The organism is Micromonospora noduli (genome assembly GCF_003264365.1).
GTDB lineage: Bacteria > Actinomycetota > Actinomycetes > Mycobacteriales > Micromonosporaceae > Micromonospora > Micromonospora noduli.
This window is the reverse complement of record NZ_PYAK01000001.1, coordinates 70,124-87,874: the sequence shown is the minus strand read 5'-3', so window position 1 is coordinate 87,874 and position 17,751 is coordinate 70,124. Positions and strand designations below refer to the sequence as shown.

Sequence of the window (17,751 nt, the reverse complement as noted above, 5' to 3'; positions counted from 1 at the left end):
ACAACGCCTGACAACGTCGTCTGACATGGGGGAGTGATGAAGGACCAGCGTGCCGCCGCTCAGTCGACTCAGGACAGACAGGCCGCCGAGAGGTTCGCCGAACAGCTACGCGCCCTGCGGACCGCCGCCGGTGACCCGTCGTTCCGCAAGATGGCTGGGCGGTCGGGTCGGATCTCGCACACCACCCTGCACGAGGCCGCTGCCGGGACCAGGTTCCCTTCCTGGGAGACCGTGCGGGAGTTCGTCAGAGCCTGCGAGGCGGACGAGGTCCAGTGGCGGCGTCGCTGGGAGGATGCGCAGCGCCCCGGGACGGTCCACGGCATCGCGGATGGCGATGCCGCGCCGGTCAGTACCGATTCCCCGCCCGGCGCCGACATCCCGATCACCACGGGTGGAATGGAACCCGACACCGGGACCGACGCCCCGGAGACCCACGGGCCCATCGTGTCCGTCGTCCCCCTGCCGTCGCCTGAGGAGCGGAACGCGCTGCGGCGCACTGACTATCCGCCGACCGACGAGGACGTCGCGGGCGCACGGCGGCCCCGGCTGCCATGGCTCGCCGCAGCCGCGGTGCTCCTGGTGGTGGCGATGGTCGCCGTCCTGGGCGTCGTCGTCCGCGGCCGGTCGTCACGGGACGACTCCGGCGCGGTGGCGGCGTCGTCCGCACCGTCGGTGTCGCCGTCGGCCTCAGCGTTCTCGGATTCGCTGATCCCCGGCGACTCCAGCAAGTTCATCTCCGACGTCACCATCCCCGACGGCACCCGGGTGCGGGTGAACTCCCAGTTCGTCAAGGTGTGGGCCCTCAAGAACGTGGGGAAGGTCGCCTGGCACAACCGCTTCCTCGCCCGCACCAACCCCACCGCCGATGCCGACGGCTGCCGGGTGCCGGACCGGGTGGCGATCGGTGACACACCGCCCGACGAGCAGGTGATGATCAGTGTCGAGGTCACCGCGCCGAGCCGTCCCGGGAAGTGCTGGGTGAGCTGGAAGATGGTCGACGAGAACGGGCAGGAGTTCTTTCCCACCCGCCGGCCGGTGTACTTCATGGTCACCGTCACCGCCTGAGTGCGCCCCCCCGGTCGCCCTGGCCGGTGTAAGAGCGGCGATCGCTCGATGTCAGTCCCGGGTGCCACCAAAGCTGACAACAGCACATCCATCGAGGTCGGGGACGGCCTGACGGATCTGACAGGACAGTAGGGGTACCGAACAGCAGGCCGTTTCTCGCAAGGTGATGTCCGTTCCGAACGACTCACCAACTGCGAGGAGGATCGACAGTGCGCCGTCCCTGGTTATCCGTCGGGCTCGCCGCGCTCTGCGTGGCCGTCGGGGTTCCGGCCCACGCGTGGGCCGCGCCATCCGGTGCCACAGCGCAGCGAACCGTCACCACGGCCGCGCGGCCGGTCGTGGACATGGAGGCCACCGTCCTGGCCGCCCAGATCGACCCCCGCCGGGCCGACAACACCCTGACACCGGGCGCGAAGAACTCCGTACTCGCCGTCGAGCAGGCGCTCCAGGCCCAGAACCTGCTCAACGCGCAGTGGGTCGACGGCTACTTCGGCACCCAGACGGTCTCGGCGTACGCGGCGTACCAACGCTCGCTCGGCTACACCGGGCTTGCCGCGAACGGTCTGCCCGGCACGACGTCGCTGACGAGGCTCGGGCAGAACCGCTACACGGTCGGCAACCCGATCGGCCCGGGCGGGAAGGTTTCACGTGACGGGTACGTCGTCAACGCCCGTACGCAGGCCATGTTGGCCGAGGCGCAGCGTCTGCTCGGCTACACCCTGGTGCTCGACCAGGGCTCGTACAACCCGGGCGGCGACCCCACCTCGGCCGGTACGCACGACGGCGGGGGTGTGGTGGACATCGCCGTCACCGGGATGACCGCTGCCAAGCGCACCGCCGTCGCCCGGGCCCTGCGCCAGGTCGGCTTCGCGGCCTGGGTCCGTAACCCGAATCAGGGCGACTGGCCGTGGCACATCCACGCCACGGCGATCAACGACACGGACCTGTCCAGCCAGGCGCAGCACCAGGTCGGCGACTACTACCTCGGCATGAACGGCCTGGCCAACCAGGGACCGGACGACGGCCCCCGGGTCCCGATCAAGACCTGGGAGCAGTACCAGCGCGGGCAGTGACCCGCACCCCTTCACCGTTTCTGAAAGGACACCATGAACATCCGTAAGAGCCTCGCCGCCGTCGGCGTCGCGCTGGCCGCGACCACCTCGATCCTCAGCGTCGCATCACCCGCGTCGGCGGCGGCCCGAGACGGGGTCTGCGACAGCGGCGAATTCTGCTACTACTACAACAGCGACAACGCCGGGTCGATCTCGGACTTCACCGGTTCGCTCGACGACTACGGCACCGAGCAGCCCTCGTGCTACGACTTCAAGGGCGCTGGCGCTGGCAAGGGCCTGTGCATCAAGAACGAGGCCGCCTCGGTCTGGAACCGCAGCACCAAGACCGTACGCGTCTACTACAACAGCGGCTACGCCGGTTCTTACCAGGACTTCGCGGCCGGCGCCATGGCAAACCTCAACGCCACGCTGAAGAACAACAACGCCTCGCACCAGTTCTCGCCGTCGACCCGCACGAACCTGTCGTACGCCCTGTACCAGGCCAGCGGTGGCACTGTCACGTGCGCCTTCGACGGTTACACCACCACGCCCGGCCGGCACGAGGGCATCGACATTGCCCGCAGCGTCGGCTCGGACGTGCGCGCCCTGGTCTCCGGAACGGTCATCTACGTCGCGCGGGGCAACACCGGCAGCGGCGGCCTGTCCACGATCTCCGTCTACAACTCTTCGCTCAACAAGTCGGTGATCTACCTGCACACCGCGCCGAAGTCCGGGGTGAGCGTGGGCGACGCCATCAGCAAGGGCGAGATCATCGCCGATGAGTCGTGGCACGGGGTGTCCTCCAGCTCGGGCGCGCACACCCACGTCGAGGTCCGGGCCGGCCGGCAGACCCACGCGGCCGTCAGCGTCGGCGACCCCACCCTGGACAACGCCGACCCGACTTCGTTCTGGAACTCCCAGGGCTACAACGAGAAGTAGGACGCCATGAATATCCGCAAGGGCCTCGCCGTCGTCGGTGCCGTCCTCGCCATGTCCACCTCCATCCTGAGTGTCGCGTCGCCGGCAGCGGCGGCCGAACGGGACGGAACCTGCGACAGCGGCGAGTTCTGTTACTACTACAACAGCAACCAGGCCGGCTCGGTCTCCGACTTCACCGACTCACTGGACGACTACGGTACGACCCAGCCGACCTGCTACGACTTCAAGAGTGCGGGCAGCGGCAAGGGCCTGTGCGTGAAGAACAACGCCGCGTCGGTGTGGAACCGCACCGACAAGACAGTGCGGGTCTACTTCAACAGCAACTTCGCCGGTGCGACCCAGGACTTCGCGGCCGGGACGAAGGGCAACCTCAACGCCACGCTCAAGAACAACAACGCCTCGCACGAGTTGCTGAGCGGGCCGACGGGCTGTAGCACCGACGGCACCAACAGCAAATTGCCCAGCACCATCCTCGTCTACCGGGTCGGTCTCGGGCGCGTCGACCGGGTCGACTTCAAGACGTACGTCAAGAACGTCCTCCCCAACGAGTGGATCACGAGCTGGCCGGCCGCCTCGCTGGACGCCGGTGCGATGGCCGTCAAGAGCTACGGCTGGTACTGGGCCCTGCACTCGACCCGGAAAACGTCCGGCGGACAGTGCTACGACGTTCGTGACGACACCGGCGACCAGGTCTACCGGCCGTCGTCGGCGGTCTCGTCTACGTCCGCGGCGGTGGACCGGACGTGGTCGGCCCGGATGACCCGCAGCGGCAACATCCTGCGTGCGCACTACTGCGCGACGACGACCGCATGCGGTGGTTGGGTGGACGGGGACTGGCTGTCGCAGTACGGCTCGCGTGATCTCGCCAACGAGGGCAAGAACTACCAGGCGATCCTGCGCTACTACTACCGCGACATCGCGCTCTCCTGACGTACCGCACCAACCGCACCAACCGCGCCGCCCGCCGCAGCTCTGCGGCGGGCGGCGCGCTCATGGGTACGGCACCGGCTACGCCGGCGGCTCGACCGCCTCGACGAGCACCTCGAGCACGTGCCGGTACGGCTGACCGGTGGCCCGGCTCATGCCCATCTCGCAGGTGCGGTTGCAGGAGGCGTATGCGTCGTGGTCGCGCTGATTGATCTCGGCGGCCTGCGCCGCGGTGGCGCCGGCCGTGACCTCGGGGTGCAGCAGCCCCCGGTCACCGGCGAAGGCGCAGCACCCCCAACTGTCCGGCACGGTGACGGTGTCGGCGACCGCCCCGGCCACCGCGCGCAGGTCGTCGATGCCGCCCAGGTGCACTGTGGAGCAGGTGGGGTGCAGCGCCAGCGAGCCCAGTCGTCGGGGCTGCGGCAGCGCCGGCAGGAGATGCTCGGCGGTGAAGGTCACGCTGTCGACGAAGCGCAGCGCGCCGTACCGCGCCTGGTCCTCCTCGGCCAGCGCGGCGGTCAGCTGCGTCAGCCCGTGCGTGCACGATGACGCGTCGCACACGACGGGCAGGCGACCCTTGTCGCTGGCCGTCCAGAGCGCGGCGAGCGTCCGCTCGGCCATCTCACGGTGACCGGCGGGGTAACCCTTGGACTGCCACGGGGTTCCGCAGCACAGACCGGCCGTTCCGGTCGGTACGACGAGCGGCACCCCCGCCAGTTCGCAGAGGCGCAGGAACGCCGCCGCCGAACCGCCGGAGGAGCCCTCCTCGGGTGCGAAGAGGTTGCCGACGCAGGCTGCGAAGAACACCGCCCGGGCGTCCGGCGCGCTGCGCGGGGTGGGGCGGGAAGCGCCGGCGCGGGGCATGTCGTCGCTCCACAGCGGCACGAGTTCGGTGGCGCCGAGACCACGGATCGCCTTGGTGGCGGCGCGGGTCACCGGCGTCGGCACGGCGTGCGCGGCGGTCAGTCCCGCCCGGACGCCCGTCACGGCGGCCTGCCAGTGCCGGGCGGCAGTGCGGGCGGTGCGCTGGGCGCGAGGGGTGTGCCGCTCGGCGCGTAGCCGTTTCATCGCCGCCCCGGTGTCGATGCCGACCGGGCAGGCGGTGACGCAGAGGCTGTCCGCGGCGCAACTGTCCACCGCGGCGTACTCGTAGTCGGCGGTCAGCTCCCGCCGGCGCTCCTCGTCGCCGGCGGCGGTGGCGAGGGCGATCTGCCGTTGCAGGACGATGCGCTGCCGGGGCGTGGTGGTGACGTCGGCGGTGGGGCAGACCGGCTCGCAGTAGCCACACTCGACGCAGGCGTCCAGCTCGGGGTCGACGGTCGGGACGGCTTTGAGCTGCCGCAGGTGCACTGTCGGGTCGTCGTTGAGCAGCACGCCGGGGTTGAGCAGGCCGCTCGGGTCGCACAACCGCTTGAGTTCGCGCATCACGTCGTACAGCTCGTCGCCGTACTGCCGGCGGACGAAGGGCGCCATGGCCCGGCCGGTGCCGTGCTCCGCCTTGAGTGTTCCCCCCTCCGCGAGCACCAGGTCGACCATGTCGTCGGTGAACCGGGCGTAGCGGTCGATCTCGGCCGCTGTGTCGAAGGACTGGGTCAGCATGAAGTGCAGGTTGCCGTCCCGGGCGTGTCCGAAGATCACCGCGTCCGGGTAGCCGTGCCTGTCGAACAGACGGATCAGCCCGTCGCAGGTGCCGGTCAGGCGCGGCATCGGCACCGCGACGTCCTCCAGCAGGGCCGTGGTGCCGGGCGGGCGGGCCCCGGCGACAGCGGTGTAGAGGCCCTTGCGCAGGTGCCAGAGGTTGGCCCGTTCGCGCGGGTCGCGGGTCAGCTCGGTGCCGGTGACGGCCCGCAGCCGGTCGAGTACGGGCCGGGCGTCGGCCAGCGTCGCGGCCAACTGCTCCGCGCTGTCCTCGGCGAACTCCACCAGCAGCGCGGCGTGGCCGGTGACCGTCAGCCCGCGCAGGGCCGGGCTCGCACCCGGGTCGCGCTGACTGACCCGCAGCGCGGCCGCGTCGAGCAGTTCGGCGGTACGGGCGCCGGCGGCGAGCAGGGCCGGCAGCGCGTCGGTGGCGTCGGTGAGACCGGGCAGGATCAGCAGACCGGTGGCGGCGTGGTCGTGGATCTCGACGGTACGGAAGACCGCCTCGGCCACGAAGCCGAGCGTGCCCTCGCTGCCGATCATCAGGTGGGCGAGCATCTCGACCGGGGTGCTGTGGTCGAGCAGCGAGTTCAGCCCGTACCCCATGGTGTTCTTCATCGCGAACAGCCGCTCGATGGTGGCGCGCGAACCCGGCGTCGATCGCACCCGGTCGCGCAGGCGCAGCAGCCCGGCGTGCAGCTCGGGCTCGTCGGCCCGCAGCCGGTCGTCGGCGTCGCGGGCGCCGGAGTCGACGACGGTGCCGGACGGGAGCACGAAGCGCAGCGACTCCATGGTCCGGTACGCGTTGTCGGTGGTGCCGCAGGTCATCCCGCTGGAATTGTTTGCCACCATGCCACCCACAGTGCAGGCGGCCTCGCTGGCCGGGTCCGGGCCGAGCCGGCGTCGGTAGCGGGCCAGCCGGGCGTTGGCCTGCCGGATCGTGAGACCCGGCTGGAGCCGGATGCGGCGTCCGTCGTCGAGGACCTCGGCGTGCCGCCAGTCGGTGCGGACGTCGACCAGCACGCCCGCGCCGCCGGCCTGCCCGGCGAGGCTGGTGCCGCCGCCGCGCAGGGTCAGCGGCACACCGGCCTCGCGGGCGCCGGCCATCAACGCCCCCACCTCGGCGGCCGAGGCGGCGCGAACCACTGCCTGCGGCTCGAACAGGTACGGCGAGGCGTCGTGTGCCGCCGCCAGCCTTCGGGGCAGCTCGGCGCTGGCCCGGCTCGGATCATCGAGGCGCGAGCGCAGCAGTTCGGCGACGGCGCGGGCGCGGGCGCCGACCGCGGTCGGCGGCGGTACGGGTACGACGGGTCTCATCGGCGGATCCTCCCGGGAGCGGGTTCAGCCGGCCACCGGCGGCACGGCGGGACGGCCGGCGATCAGCAGTCGGCGGGGAGCGGTGCTGGCCGGAGCCGGCAGCCGCAGCGGCTGCCGGCCGGGGGTGATGCTGCCGAGCACGGAGGCGTGTCGCGCGCCGGTGCCCGAGGGCAGGGTGCCCGGCAGCCCGTGCACGGTCAGGTAGCCGAGCAGCGCGAAGGCCAGCGCCTCCTTGGCGTCCGACGCGATGCCCAGGTCGTCGCTGGAGGACAGCTCGACGCCGGGCAGCTCATCGGCGATCATGCGCATCAGCGTCGGGTTGTGTGCGCCGCCGCCGGAGACGACGAGCCGGGTGACGCCGTGATCGCGGCAGGCGCCGGCCACAGTGACCGCCGTCAGCCGGGTGAGCGTGGCCAACACGTCCTGCGGGTCCGGTGTGGGCGCGTCGGCGAGGGCGGCGAGCAGGTAGGGCAGATGGAACAGCTCCTTCCCGGTGCTCTTCGGGCCGGGCAGCCGGTAGTACGGCTCGTCGAGCAGCCGCCGCAGCAGCTCCGGGTTCACCTGCCCGGCGGCCGCCCCGCGCCCGTCCCGGTCGTACTCCTCGGTGCCCCCGCTGAAGTGGCGCGCGGCGGCGTCGAGGAGCGCGTTCGCCGGACCGGTGTCGAAGGCGAGCGGGTCCGCGTCGGGAGCGACGACGGTGATGTTGGCGATGCCGCCCAGGTTCAGCGCGGCCGGGACGCCGGGCAGGCCACCCAGCAGCAGCGCGTCGAAGAGGGCGACCAGGGGAGCGCCCTGGCCGCCGGCGGCCACGTCGCGACCGCGTAGGTCGGCCACGACCGGGAGGCCGGTGGCCTCCGCGATCCAGGCCGGCTGACCCAGCTGGAGAGTGCCCCGAACCGTGCCGGCCTCGACCCAGTGGTGCATGGTCTGCCCGTGCGAGACCACCAGGTCGGCCTCGCCGTCGCACAGCTGGGCGAGGGCCCGCACGCCGGCCTCGGCGAAGGCCTGGCCGATGCCGGTGTCCAGCACGCAGATCGCCTCGGTGGTGGTCGCCGCGGGCGGCAGGGCCGCGGCGATCTGCGTGCGCAACTCGTCGGAGTACTGGTGGCTGAGCCGGCCCAGCGGTCGCATCCGCACTGTGTCGCCGCTCAGCTCGAACTCGGCTGCGGCGGCTTCGATGCCGTCGTAGGAGGTTCCGGACATCAGGCCGATCACGCGCATCACGTCCTCCTTCACGCCCGGCCGGCGGGCGCCGCTGCCGCGTCGTCGTCGACCTCGTCGGTACGTCCATGGTCGTACGGAGTCTCCGGGGCCGGGTGGAACCGGCTGGACACCGCGCCGACGACCAGGGTGATCAGGACGCCGATCGGGACCAGCCACTGCGCGGCGATGGCGGTGGCGGTGGTCGTCCCGGCCGTCGTCACATCGATCTTGACGTAGCGGACGATGTAGGTCATCACCGCCACGGTGACCAGGAAGGCGATCACCGCGTCGACCTGGTTGGCCCGCTTGACGAGACGGCCGAGCAGGAAGGCACCGAGCAACGCACCGTAGGTGTAGCCGGCGATGGTCAAACCGGTCAGGTAGACGTTTCCGGTGCTGGAGCTGAACGCGCAGGCGAAGACCGCCATCAGCACCGCCCAGACCAGGGTCATCACCCGGGCGAGCCGCAGCATCGCGTCGTCGGACGGGACCTTGCGGAAGAAGCTGTGGATGAAGTCGGCGACTGTGGAGTTCGACATCGAGTTCAGCGCCGAGGACAGCGAGCCCATCGCGGCGCCGAGGATGCCGGCCACCAGCAGACCCGAGATGCCCACCGGCAGGGCGTGCAGGATGAAGCTCGGGTAGAGGTTGTCGCTGCTCGCCAGGCCGAGTTCCTTGAAGGTCTGACCCTTGTTGTACGACCACAGCAGCGCGCCGACCAGGGAGAACGCGGCGAACTGGATCACCACGAAGATGCCCGAGGAGATCATCGCCTTCTGCCCCTCGCGCAGCGTGCGGGTGGACAGGATGCGCTGGACGATCAGCTGGTCCGATCCGTGGCTGGCCATCGCGAAGATCGCGCCACCGATGATCGCGGTCGGCAGGGCGAACGGGCTGGTGAGCACGTGCGAGAGGGCGAAGTTGGTGTCGAAGAGCTGGAACTTGCCGGCGTCCAGCGCCTGCGAGTAGCCGTCGAAGCCGACGGCGTGACTGAGCACCGCGATGGCCAGGATCGCCCCGCCCAGGTACAGCCCCATCTGGATGGCGTCGGTCCAGATGACCGCCTTGATGCCACCGAGGTAGGTGTAGACCACAGTGATGAGCGTCAGCACGATGATGATGGCCTGGTAGCCGACATTCAGCCCGAACTCGTCGAGAAGAAGCTTGATGGGGATGGCCGAGGCGAACAGCCGCACACCCTCGGCGAGCAGGCGGGTGAAGACGAACGTCACCGACGCCAGCCCCTGAAGTTTCAGGCCAAACCGCTCACCGAGGTACTGGTAGGCGCTGACGAACCCACCCCGCTTGTACAGCGGGATGAGCACCGCGGCCACGACGACCCGACCGATGACGTAGCCCAGGGCCAGCTCGACGTTGCCGAAGCCCTGACCGCTGTAGGCGCCGCCGGGAACACTGATCACGGTCAGGACGCTGGTCTCGGTGGCGACCACGGAGAACGAGACGGTCCACCAGGGCAGTCGACCCTCGCCCACGAAGTAGTCCTTGGCGGACTTCTGTTTACCGGACAGGCGTAGTCCGACGTAGGCGATCACCACGAGGTACAGCACGATCACAACGAGGTCGAGTTGACGCACGGCTCGCTCCCTACCAGCGGTTGTCAATAAGTGACGTTAGCCGAGAGTAACGCGAAACTTTTTGCCACCGCCCGTGCGGGCTGGTTACGCTGTGGTTTCAGCCTGCTGATACGGGGACTGTTCGCAGCTGCGCCCTCGGCCTGGCCTCTCCCCGCTGGCCGGCGACTGCACACCAGCGAGAGGAACGAGCACCCCGTGGACCTCAGCACCCTCGGCACCGAGACCCGCAACGACAAGACCGGCGACCTCGACCGGATGTCTCCCACCGAGTTGCTTCTCGCGATGAACGACGAGGACCAGACGGTCGCCGACGCCGTCCGACGGGCCGTGCCGGACATCGCCGCCGCCGTCGACGTCATCGTGGCGTCGCTCCGTCAGGGCGGACGGCTGATCTACCTCGGCGCCGGCACCAGCGGCCGGATCGGCATGCTCGACGCCGTCGAGATCCCACCCACCTTCGGTACGACGCCCGAGCGGGTCATCGGTCTGCTCGCCGGCGGGGCACGAGCCTTCGGCGTCGCCGTCGAGGGCGCGGAGGACGACCCGACCCGCGCCGTCGCCGACCTCGACGCAGTCGGCCTGACCGCCCGCGACACGGTGGTCGGTCTCGCCGCCAGCGGCCGTACCCCGTACGTGGTTGGTGGGTTGGATCACGCCCGCGCGCTGGGCGCGGCGACCGTCTCGGTGGCCTGCAACACCGACGCGGTGACCAGCCGGCACGCCGACGTCGCCATCGAGGTGCCCACCGGCCCCGAGGTGCTCACCGGCTCCACCCGGCTCAAGGCCGGCACCGCCGAGAAGCTGGTCTGCAACATGCTCTCGACAGCCACGATGGCCCGGCTCGGCAAGGTCTACGGCAACCTGATGGTGGACATGAACGCCACAAACGAGAAGCTCGTCGACCGGGCACGGCGGATTGTCGCCGAGGCCGCCGACACCGACCTCGACACGGCGGCGCGGGCGCTCGCGGCGGCGCACGGGCACGCCAAGACCGCCATCGTGCTGCTGTTGGCGAACTGCACCGCCGAGGAGGCCGCGGCCCGGCTGCGCGCCGCCGACGACGACGTCCGGGCGGCCGTCGCTGCCTGACCCAGGGGGTTGCGGTGGGCGCAGCCGGCGGTCGGCGGTGACCGTTGGTCACCTCGGCCGGAGCGGATGCCATATTGAGCGATATACCTAGGAGTCATATATATGCCTCTGAGGTATATCGCCCAACAGCACATCGACATGGCGATCCAGCCGTTGCGGACGCAGCCGGCCGGTTGCCGGCGCGTGACCGAAGCGCCCCGTCCATATCGGACGGGGCGCTTCGTGGTGTCAGTCGAGCTGCGTGTCTGGAACCGTTCGGTCCTCGTCCGCGTCGCCGTCGGGGGAGTTGGCCAGCTCGATCCGGGGGGACCGATCCGGCGGGAGGTGGGCGAAGTCGGCGATGACGACGACATCCACCTCTCCGTCGATCATCGTCTGCTCGACGGTCTCCCACGAGGCCCGCATGATTCCTGCGAATCGGTAGGAGTGTCGGCGAAGGTGGCTGAGACACCTCGCGACGGCGGGCTCCGACGGCTCGATGTGGGCGGGAATCCAGATTACGGCGATTTCCATGAACCTCTCCTGATCAACGTCGTGGACGCGAGTGGGTGATCAGGAGTTGTCGGGGCGGGGGAGGACCCCGCTCGACGGGACGGCTGGTAGCGCGCCTGTCGACGGCGGTGACGGTGAGCCCCGGGCGCAGCGGCGAGGTGGGCGGCGATGCTGCGGCTGTCGACGTGGGTGAATCAGCGCCGCCGGTGCCGACACCGGTCGGTGTCGACGCGAGCGCCAGCACGAACGCCGGTGGCCCCGGCGCGGGACGGGCGGGCGGGTTGGGCCGCTGTCCGGTGACGGCGGTCATCGTCGCCCGTGCCTGCTCCGACGCCCGGCCGTCGGACGTGCCGCCAGCGCCGCCCCGGGACACCGTCGCCGGTACGCGCGTCGACGGTGCCGGCGATGGCGGCGAGGCCACCCGTGCTCCCGGGGAAGCCGAGGCGGATGGTGCCGGTGTGGTCTGCGGCAACGACGACGGGGTACCGGCCGGCCGACTTGGCCGGGCGGTGGAGGGCTTGGCCGACGGCGTCGGCACCGCAACGGCCGACGGCAGCGGTAGTGGGTCCGTCGACGGCAGGGGTAGCGGGTCCGCCGACGGTAGAGGCACGGGCAGAGAGACGACAGCAGTCGGCAGGGGCAGGGGGACGGTCAGCTGCACCTCGACCACGTCGGCCACCGAAACCTTGATGGCCTCCGGCGAGGTGGCGACCTCCACCAGCGGGAGCCGCGACGGCGATGGGGTGTCGGCGTGGGCGGGGTCGGCACCCAGAGCCGCGCCGAGCGCCACCGCGCCGAGCGCCACCGGGGGGAGGCTGTGCCTCAGCCGCATCAGGCGGAGGCTGTCGGCAGCGGGGTCGCCAGGCATGCCCGGTCCGGCTCACCGGTCCGGTGCCGCTGGCCGAGCAGTCGCCCCTCGCACCCTGCCGTTCCCTCCATGCGCGGGTTCTTGCCCCGGCAGATGGCCGGCTACACCTTCCGTCGATATCTGGACCAAGCAATGTGGACGGACCTGTAGTGCACCTGGTCGATTCACACCCGAACTTCGGTCGGTGTCGGCGTGGGGTCAAGCGGCAGGTCACGCAGTCGGCGGATCGGCGTCGACAGGTAGATGATCGGGGACAGCACGGTGAGCGCCCCGAAGATCAACAGGGTGGTACGGGCGCCGAGTGGCCCGGCCAGGATGCCGGCGAGCAGGCCGCCGACCGGGATGGCACCCCAGGAGACGAACTTGACCGTGGCGATCACCCGGGACAGCAGTTCCGGTGGGCTGGCGAGCATCCGGTAGGTGCGGGTGGTCACGCTGAGCACCACAGTGGAACTCGCGAAGATGACGTTTCCGAGGGCGAAGGCCAGGAACGCGGTGGTGCCGGTGCCCAGCGGGATGATGAGCGCGCCGGCCACACCGACGAAGGCCGCGATGATCAGGCCGCGTGCGGTGCCGAACCGATCGGTGAAGCGGGTCGTCAACGCCGCGCCGATGAGCGCGCCGAGGCCGTCGGCGGCGATCAACAGCCCGACCATGAGCGGCGATGCGTGCAGCTCACGCATCAGGTAGAACGGGAACAGGGCGAGCATGGCGCCGTTGACGAAGTTCGTCGCGGTGGCGTCCCACATGGCCGGTCCGATGATCGGATGCCGGAGCACGAAGTGCCAGCCCTCGCGGATCATCGTGATCATCGGCGGCCGCTCGGCCGGTCGCTGCACCCGCCGGGCCGGCAGGGTGCGCAGCAACGTGGCGGAGAGCAGGTAGCTGACGGCGTCCACGAACAGCGTCGGCACCGCGCCCAGCAACTGCACCGCGAGGCCGCCCAGGGATGGCCCGCCCAGCGCGTTGGCGGCGTGCGTGCCGGAGGTGAGGCTGTTGCGGGCCTGCAACTGCGCGGCCGGCACGATCTCCGGCAGGAAGGTCTGGTTCGCCACGTCGAACAGCACGTTGGCGAAGCTCACCACCAGGGCGACCGCGATCAACTGGGCCACCGTCAGCATGTCGAACCACCAGGCCAGCGGGACCGACGCGATGGCGAGGGCCCGGACCAGATCCAGGGCGACCTGCATGCCGCGCAGTGGGAGGCGCTGCACGATCACGCCCGCCGGCAGGCTGATCAGAAGGTACGCCAGATAGCTCGCCGCCGTGATCAGACCCATCTCGAAGGCCGACGCGTGGAGCACTGTCAACGCGGTCAGCGGTAGGGCCAGTGTGCCGACCGCCGAGCCGAGTTGGCTGGTCGTGCCGGCGACCCACCACCGCCAGAATGCAGTAAGTCTCATAATGGAACTCACTATAGGGGCGCACGGGAGACGACGTCGACCCCGCCGATGCGGGATCGACCGACAATTCGCTGCCTATCGCGCTCGGCGCACCATCTCGCTGATCCAGGTGGGAGCGAACGGAGACGTACAGCCGGGGGAGGTGGGGTAGTCCTTGAGCACCTCAAGGCGTTCGCCGATGTCGATCGCCCGGCCGCGGTGCTCGGCGTGCTCGATACCGATCTGCGCCAGGCAGTGGTTCATCGCCCACTGCAGGCGATCCGGCGCGTCCTTCATCTCGGTCTCGATCACATCGAGCAGTCCCGGGAGGTCGAGACTCTCGGGCTTCTTCGTCACGCGTTCGGTGGTCAGCGCCCAGCCGGCACTCGCGACCACGGGATCCGGGTCGGCGAACCAGGCCAGCCGCAGCTCTTCGGAGTGCGGGCTCTTCTTCACCACGTAGTTCAGGAGCCAGTCGTGCACCTTCGGGGCGCGCGCCTCGCGCACCATGACGTCCAACTCGTCCCGCTCGAACGCCCTGGGACGGCAGATCAGGATTGCCAACAGTCGCGCCGAGGCTCCGCCCGTCGCCCAGAGCTGGCGCGCGAGATCGTGCTGCGTCTTCAGTCGCTTCGCCAATGCCCGAAGCGCGCCGAGGTTCACGCCATGATCGTCGCCGTGTCTGACGTTCACCTCGCGTGTCTTCTGGTCCTCCAGCTGGGCCAGTTCGGCCGTCACCTCGGCCAGCGTCGTCGTAGTCATCGCAGCCTCCTGCCCATCGGGACCGGACGTTTCACACTCGCGTGACGGGTATCCAGGCGTACCAGTGCGACCGGCGGTGAACAGCTTCACGGAGTGAGGGGGCACCTATCATGCCTGATCCACAGCCCACCATCGTGCTCGTGCACGGCGCGTTCGCCGAGTCGGCGAGCTGGAACGGTGTGCTCGAGCGGCTGGGCGCCGGGTACGACTCGGTGGCCGTCGCGAACCCGCTGCGGAGCGTGGCGGGCGACGCCGCGTACGTGCGGGATGTCGTCCGCTGGATCGGCGGTCCTGTCGTCCTCGTCGGCCACTCGTACGGCGGCATGGTGATCACGCAGGCCGCGGCCGGCGACACCTCGGTGCGGGCCCTCGTGTACGTCAACGCTTTGTGCCCGGACACCGGTGACTCGGCGTTGTCACTGTCCGGGAAGTTCCCCGGCAGCACCCTCGCCGACACCCTGGTGCAGTATCCGGTGTCGACCGGTGGGAACGAGGTGGCGATCGGCCAGGACCAGTACCACGCGCAGTTCTGCGCGGACGCGTCGGGCGACATGGCCGCGCTGATGGCCCGGACCCAGCGCCCGATCACCGAACAGGCTCTGAGTGACGGGCTTTCCGGCGATCCCGCCTGGCGCTCGCTGCCCAGTTGGTTCGTGTTCGGGGACGCGGACAAGAACATCCCCGTCGAGGCGCATCGGTTCATGGCCGAGCGGGCCAACCCCCGGGGGCAGCGCGAGGTCGTCGGCGGCTCGCACGCGATGGCGGTGGCCCGGCCGGGCGAGGTCGCCGAGACGATCATCGAGGCGGTCCGGGGTGTGAGCTGACGGTCCGGACGGACAGCTGACGGTGGGCCGACGACGAGAGGTCGCCGGCCCACCCCTGCTGGCTAGCGGACCCGCAGCTGCTGGTGGACCGCCGCGGTGGGGGCGTGGACCCGGTCACCGGAGTAGGCGACGTGCACCGGGTGCACCCCTGCGGGCAGTCCGTCGGTCGGCAGCTCGACGACGGCCGCGCCACCACGGAGCGGAACCACCTGCGTGGTGCCGCCGAAGGTGACGGCGACCTCGCCGGTCACCTTCGGAGCCTTAGGGTGCGGAGACTGTGCCCGTACGTCGACGGTCAGCGTGAACGTGCCACCGCGGACGACCGAGGCCGGCGTGGCCTTCGCCTTCACCGCGACCCGTGCCGGACCCGGAGGCGTCAGGGTGACCTGGGCCGAGCGTGACTTTTTCGGATCGACCACCGACGTCGCCACGACGGTGAGCGACGACGCGGTCTCCGTGGCGGCGACCGAGAGCAGACCCTCCGCGGAGATGGTGGTGCCCGCAGAGGTCGCACCCTGGACCGACCACGTCACCGCCGGGCTCACACCCTCGTTGGTCGTCACCTGGGCGGTGAACCGCCTTTCCCAGTTCCATCCCTTCGTCAGGTCCACCGTCGCCGGCGTCACCGACACGGAGTCGACCCCCGACCACAGGTGATCCCGGGCGAAGATCGTGAACAGCTGGCCCGCCGTCATTCCGTCGTGCGCCCCGGGGACCTGGGTCGTCGCGGCGGCGTACCCCCGGGCCCGGAAGTTGTCCGCGATGGTGTTCTGGGCGTTGAGGTTGCCCTCGAAGACGCCGTTGCCGAGGAAGACGGTGAGGTCGTCGTCCCCGACCGCGTTCGCGATGGTGTCGTAGTCCTGGGTGGTGAGCGACGGGTTGCCGGAGAAGTGTCCGTAGAACGCGAAGGTGGTCGGGTAGTTCCTGATGACGACGCCGCCCGTCATCCCGCCGTACGAGAACCCGGCGTAGGCCCGCCCGGAGCGCTCGGTCGAGACGTTGTAGCTGCTCTCGATGAGGGGCAGGATCGTCTGGACCAGGTTGTTTGCCGCGTTGGTCTGGTTGTAGGACGCGAAGCCGAGGCTGGTGCCCGTGAAGTGGTTGCCCATGGTGACGACCACCGTCGGCTCGATCTCGCCCCTGGCCGTCATGTTGTCCAGGATGTTCGGGACGTTCGCGGGGACCATGAAGTCGGTCTCGTCGCCGAAGATGCCGTGGGCGAGATACGCGACCTTGTACGGCTCCGCCCGGTTGGCGTCGTAGTTGGCCGGCAGGTAGACGCCGAGGTAGTGGCCGCTGTCGCCCAGAATCGTGGTGTACGGGACGTACTGGACAGTTCCTCGCTTCGCGCGGTCGGCCACCGGCAACTCGTAGTCCGCACGCGCCTTCAGCACCGGGTCGTTCTGCTTCTTGGCGTACGGCACGTGCACGGCATCGAGCACGTCGTTGTTTCTGACCCGGAACGAGGACTCGCCCGGCGGGCGAGGGTTCGTCGAGGCGGGGTCCCAGATGCGCTTGTTCTCCCAGCCCTGGGTCGGGTCCCAGACGCGGTACCAGTAGCTGAGACCTCCGGCGTGCAGCGGGACCGAAACCGACCAGTTCCCCTTCGGGTCCCGGGTCATGTCCCGGAGGAACTCGGTGCCGCCCGCGTGGTAGCGCCCCGGCCGCCACTCTTCCGGCTGGTAGCGCGTGGTGCCGGTGTCGACGTCGAGCAGGGTCAGATCCCCGGCGAGGCGGACCTGGGTGGCGTGGGGATTGCGGTAGACGAACGTGACTGTGTATCCGGTCGGTGACGTGCGGTCGGCCTTGACCGTCGCACCCGGCACGGGCGCGGGCCTGCCGGCGGCGGCAGCCGGCGCGGGGACGACGGCCCCCGCACCGAGTGCCGTGAACGCGAGAATCGAGATCGCAAGCCGGAGCCTGCGTCTTCCGGTCGTTTCCCTCATGCGCGAAGACTCCTTTGTGGTGGTCGCTCGTCGCGGTCTGGTCCGGTGCTGGGAGTTGAGGGCTCCGATGGCAGCTAAATCGAATTAGCATCGGGAGTGTGGCTGGGTACCCCTTTCGATGTCAAGGGTGTCCAGGGCCGAGGCCCGCCAGCGCCTCGACGGCTGCGCCACCCGCGGCCTGCGGGTTTTCCCAGCTGACCGCCGCTCGGATGGCAAGGTGAGGGCCATGGACAGGAAGCACGTCGAGGATTGGCTTGCCACCTACGAGCGGCTCTGGCGGACCCCGGGCACGGACGCGCTGGTCACGCTCTTCACCGAGGACGCGAGCTACCAGCAGGGGCCGTACTGGACGCCCGTCGTCGGCCTGCCGGCCGTCGCTCGGATGTGGGAGAAGCAGCGCAAGGGTCCCGACGAGGTGTTCCAGCTGACCACGGAGATCGTCGCGGTCGAGGGTGACACCGCCGTGTCGCGCCAGGAGGTCCGCTACGGCGACCCGGTCGACCAGGAGTACCGCGACCTGTGGGTCATGCGGTTCGCCGACGACGGACGGTGCCGCTCATTCGAGGAGTGGCCGTTCTGGCCGGGGCAGCAGCCCGCCGAGCCGTCCGACGGCTCCTGACCTGAGACGGTTGCGGTGGCGACGCCCCAGCCA

Annotated in this window: 15 protein-coding genes; 7 read left to right on the top strand and 8 right to left on the bottom strand. The window is 70.2% G+C overall.

Annotated features, from left to right (window positions below; genetic code table 11):
• Positions 1–36 precede the first annotated feature (36 nt).
• The 4 genes from GUI43_RS00345 (at position 37) to GUI43_RS00330 (ending at position 3,986) form a co-directional block, all read left to right on the top strand.
• On the top strand, positions 37–1,065 hold the full coding sequence (locus GUI43_RS00345; protein WP_112697359.1) for an NBR1-Ig-like domain-containing protein: 1,029 nt from the start codon (positions 37–39) through the stop codon (positions 1,063–1,065).
• Positions 1,066–1,274: 209 nt separating this feature from the next.
• Positions 1,275–2,138: a peptidoglycan-binding domain-containing protein gene (locus GUI43_RS00340; protein ID WP_112697357.1), complete on the top strand. Its 864-nt coding sequence runs from the start codon at positions 1,275–1,277 to the stop codon at positions 2,136–2,138.
• 33 nt (positions 2,139–2,171) lie between these two features.
• A complete protein-coding gene (locus GUI43_RS00335; protein ID WP_112697355.1) occupies positions 2,172–3,056 on the top strand; it encodes a peptidase inhibitor family I36 protein in 885 nt (294 codons plus the stop codon).
• A gap of 6 nt (positions 3,057–3,062) precedes the next feature.
• Positions 3,063–3,986: a peptidase inhibitor family I36 protein gene (locus GUI43_RS00330; RefSeq protein ID WP_112583534.1), complete on the top strand. Its 924-nt coding sequence runs from the start codon at positions 3,063–3,065 to the stop codon at positions 3,984–3,986.
• Between the two features lie 78 nt (positions 3,987–4,064).
• Here the strand turns inward: GUI43_RS00330 and GUI43_RS00325 are convergent, their stop codons facing one another.
• The 3 genes from GUI43_RS00325 to GUI43_RS00315 are packed head-to-tail and all read right to left on the bottom strand — an operon-like array spanning position 4,065 to position 9,736.
• The gene (locus GUI43_RS00325) at positions 4,065–6,938 is read right to left on the bottom strand and encodes an FAD-binding and (Fe-S)-binding domain-containing protein (RefSeq protein WP_112697353.1); all 2,874 of its coding nucleotides are present in this window, start codon (positions 6,936–6,938) and stop codon (positions 4,065–4,067) included.
• 24 nt (positions 6,939–6,962) lie between these two features.
• The gene (locus tag GUI43_RS00320; protein WP_112697640.1) at positions 6,963–8,159 is read right to left on the bottom strand and encodes an anhydro-N-acetylmuramic acid kinase; all 1,197 of its coding nucleotides are present in this window, start codon (positions 8,157–8,159) and stop codon (positions 6,963–6,965) included.
• An 11-nt stretch (positions 8,160–8,170) separates the two neighbouring features.
• Positions 8,171–9,736, bottom strand: coding sequence for a sodium:solute symporter (locus GUI43_RS00315; protein WP_112678388.1), 1,566 nt, complete (start codon positions 9,734–9,736; stop codon positions 8,171–8,173).
• Positions 9,737–9,931: 195 nt separating this feature from the next.
• Between GUI43_RS00315 and murQ the strand changes: the two genes are divergently transcribed.
• Positions 9,932–10,825: an N-acetylmuramic acid 6-phosphate etherase gene (gene murQ / locus GUI43_RS00310; protein ID WP_112583537.1), complete on the top strand. Its 894-nt coding sequence runs from the start codon at positions 9,932–9,934 to the stop codon at positions 10,823–10,825.
• Between the two features lie 228 nt (positions 10,826–11,053).
• Here murQ and GUI43_RS00305 read toward each other — a convergent pair whose 3' ends face one another.
• The 4 genes from GUI43_RS00305 to GUI43_RS00290 all read right to left on the bottom strand — a co-directional run bounded on the left by GUI43_RS00305 (position 11,054) and on the right by GUI43_RS00290 (position 14,329).
• A complete protein-coding gene (locus GUI43_RS00305; RefSeq protein WP_112583538.1) occupies positions 11,054–11,338 on the bottom strand; it encodes a hypothetical protein in 285 nt (94 codons plus the stop codon).
• A 13-nt stretch (positions 11,339–11,351) separates the two neighbouring features.
• Positions 11,352–12,149 (bottom strand): hypothetical protein, encoded by a 798-nt coding sequence (locus GUI43_RS00300; protein ID WP_146765836.1) that lies wholly within the window; start codon positions 12,147–12,149, stop codon positions 11,352–11,354.
• 200 nt (positions 12,150–12,349) lie between these two features.
• Positions 12,350–13,588: an MFS transporter gene (locus GUI43_RS00295; protein WP_112583540.1), complete on the bottom strand. Its 1,239-nt coding sequence runs from the start codon at positions 13,586–13,588 to the stop codon at positions 12,350–12,352.
• 75 nt (positions 13,589–13,663) lie between these two features.
• Entirely contained in the window at positions 13,664–14,329 is a 666-nt protein-coding gene (locus GUI43_RS00290) for a DNA alkylation repair protein (RefSeq protein ID WP_112583541.1), read from the bottom strand.
• A gap of 110 nt (positions 14,330–14,439) precedes the next feature.
• Between GUI43_RS00290 and GUI43_RS00285 the strand changes: the two genes are divergently transcribed.
• The gene (locus GUI43_RS00285) at positions 14,440–15,153 is read left to right on the top strand and encodes an alpha/beta fold hydrolase (RefSeq protein ID WP_112697349.1); all 714 of its coding nucleotides are present in this window, start codon (positions 14,440–14,442) and stop codon (positions 15,151–15,153) included.
• Between the two features lie 62 nt (positions 15,154–15,215).
• On the opposite strand, the gene GUI43_RS00280 is transcribed toward GUI43_RS00285, so the two are convergent.
• A complete protein-coding gene (locus GUI43_RS00280) occupies positions 15,216–16,979 on the bottom strand; it encodes an alpha/beta hydrolase-fold protein (protein WP_112697347.1) in 1,764 nt (587 codons plus the stop codon).
• Between the two features lie 346 nt (positions 16,980–17,325).
• Between GUI43_RS00280 and GUI43_RS00275 the strand changes: the two genes are divergently transcribed.
• On the top strand, positions 17,326–17,718 hold the full coding sequence (locus GUI43_RS00275) for a YybH family protein (protein WP_112697638.1): 393 nt from the start codon (positions 17,326–17,328) through the stop codon (positions 17,716–17,718).
• Positions 17,719–17,751: the final 33 nt, after the last annotated feature.

What these genes read in the sequence shown, in the direction of transcription:
- GUI43_RS00345 (WP_112697359.1), top strand. Translation starts at nt 37, where the DNA reads ATGAAGGACCAGCGTGCCGCCGCTCAGTCGACTCAGGACAGACAGGCC.
- GUI43_RS00335 (WP_112697355.1), top strand. Translation starts at nt 2,172, where the DNA reads ATGAACATCCGTAAGAGCCTCGCCGCCGTCGGCGTCGCGCTGGCCGCG.
- GUI43_RS00330 (WP_112583534.1), top strand. Translation starts at nt 3,063, where the DNA reads ATGAATATCCGCAAGGGCCTCGCCGTCGTCGGTGCCGTCCTCGCCATG.
- GUI43_RS00325 (WP_112697353.1), bottom strand. Translation starts at nt 6,938, where the DNA reads ATGAGACCCGTCGTACCCGTACCGCCGCCGACCGCGGTCGGCGCCCGC.
- GUI43_RS00320 (WP_112697640.1), bottom strand. Translation starts at nt 8,159, where the DNA reads ATGCGCGTGATCGGCCTGATGTCCGGAACCTCCTACGACGGCATCGAA.
- GUI43_RS00305 (WP_112583538.1), bottom strand. Translation starts at nt 11,338, where the DNA reads ATGGAAATCGCCGTAATCTGGATTCCCGCCCACATCGAGCCGTCGGAG.
- GUI43_RS00300 (WP_146765836.1), bottom strand. Translation starts at nt 12,149, where the DNA reads ATGCGGCTGAGGCACAGCCTCCCCCCGGTGGCGCTCGGCGCGGTGGCG.
- GUI43_RS00295 (WP_112583540.1), bottom strand. Translation starts at nt 13,588, where the DNA reads ATGAGACTTACTGCATTCTGGCGGTGGTGGGTCGCCGGCACGACCAGC.
- GUI43_RS00290 (WP_112583541.1), bottom strand. Translation starts at nt 14,329, where the DNA reads ATGACTACGACGACGCTGGCCGAGGTGACGGCCGAACTGGCCCAGCTG.
- GUI43_RS00285 (WP_112697349.1), top strand. Translation starts at nt 14,440, where the DNA reads ATGCCTGATCCACAGCCCACCATCGTGCTCGTGCACGGCGCGTTCGCC.
- GUI43_RS00275 (WP_112697638.1), top strand. Translation starts at nt 17,326, where the DNA reads ATGGACAGGAAGCACGTCGAGGATTGGCTTGCCACCTACGAGCGGCTC.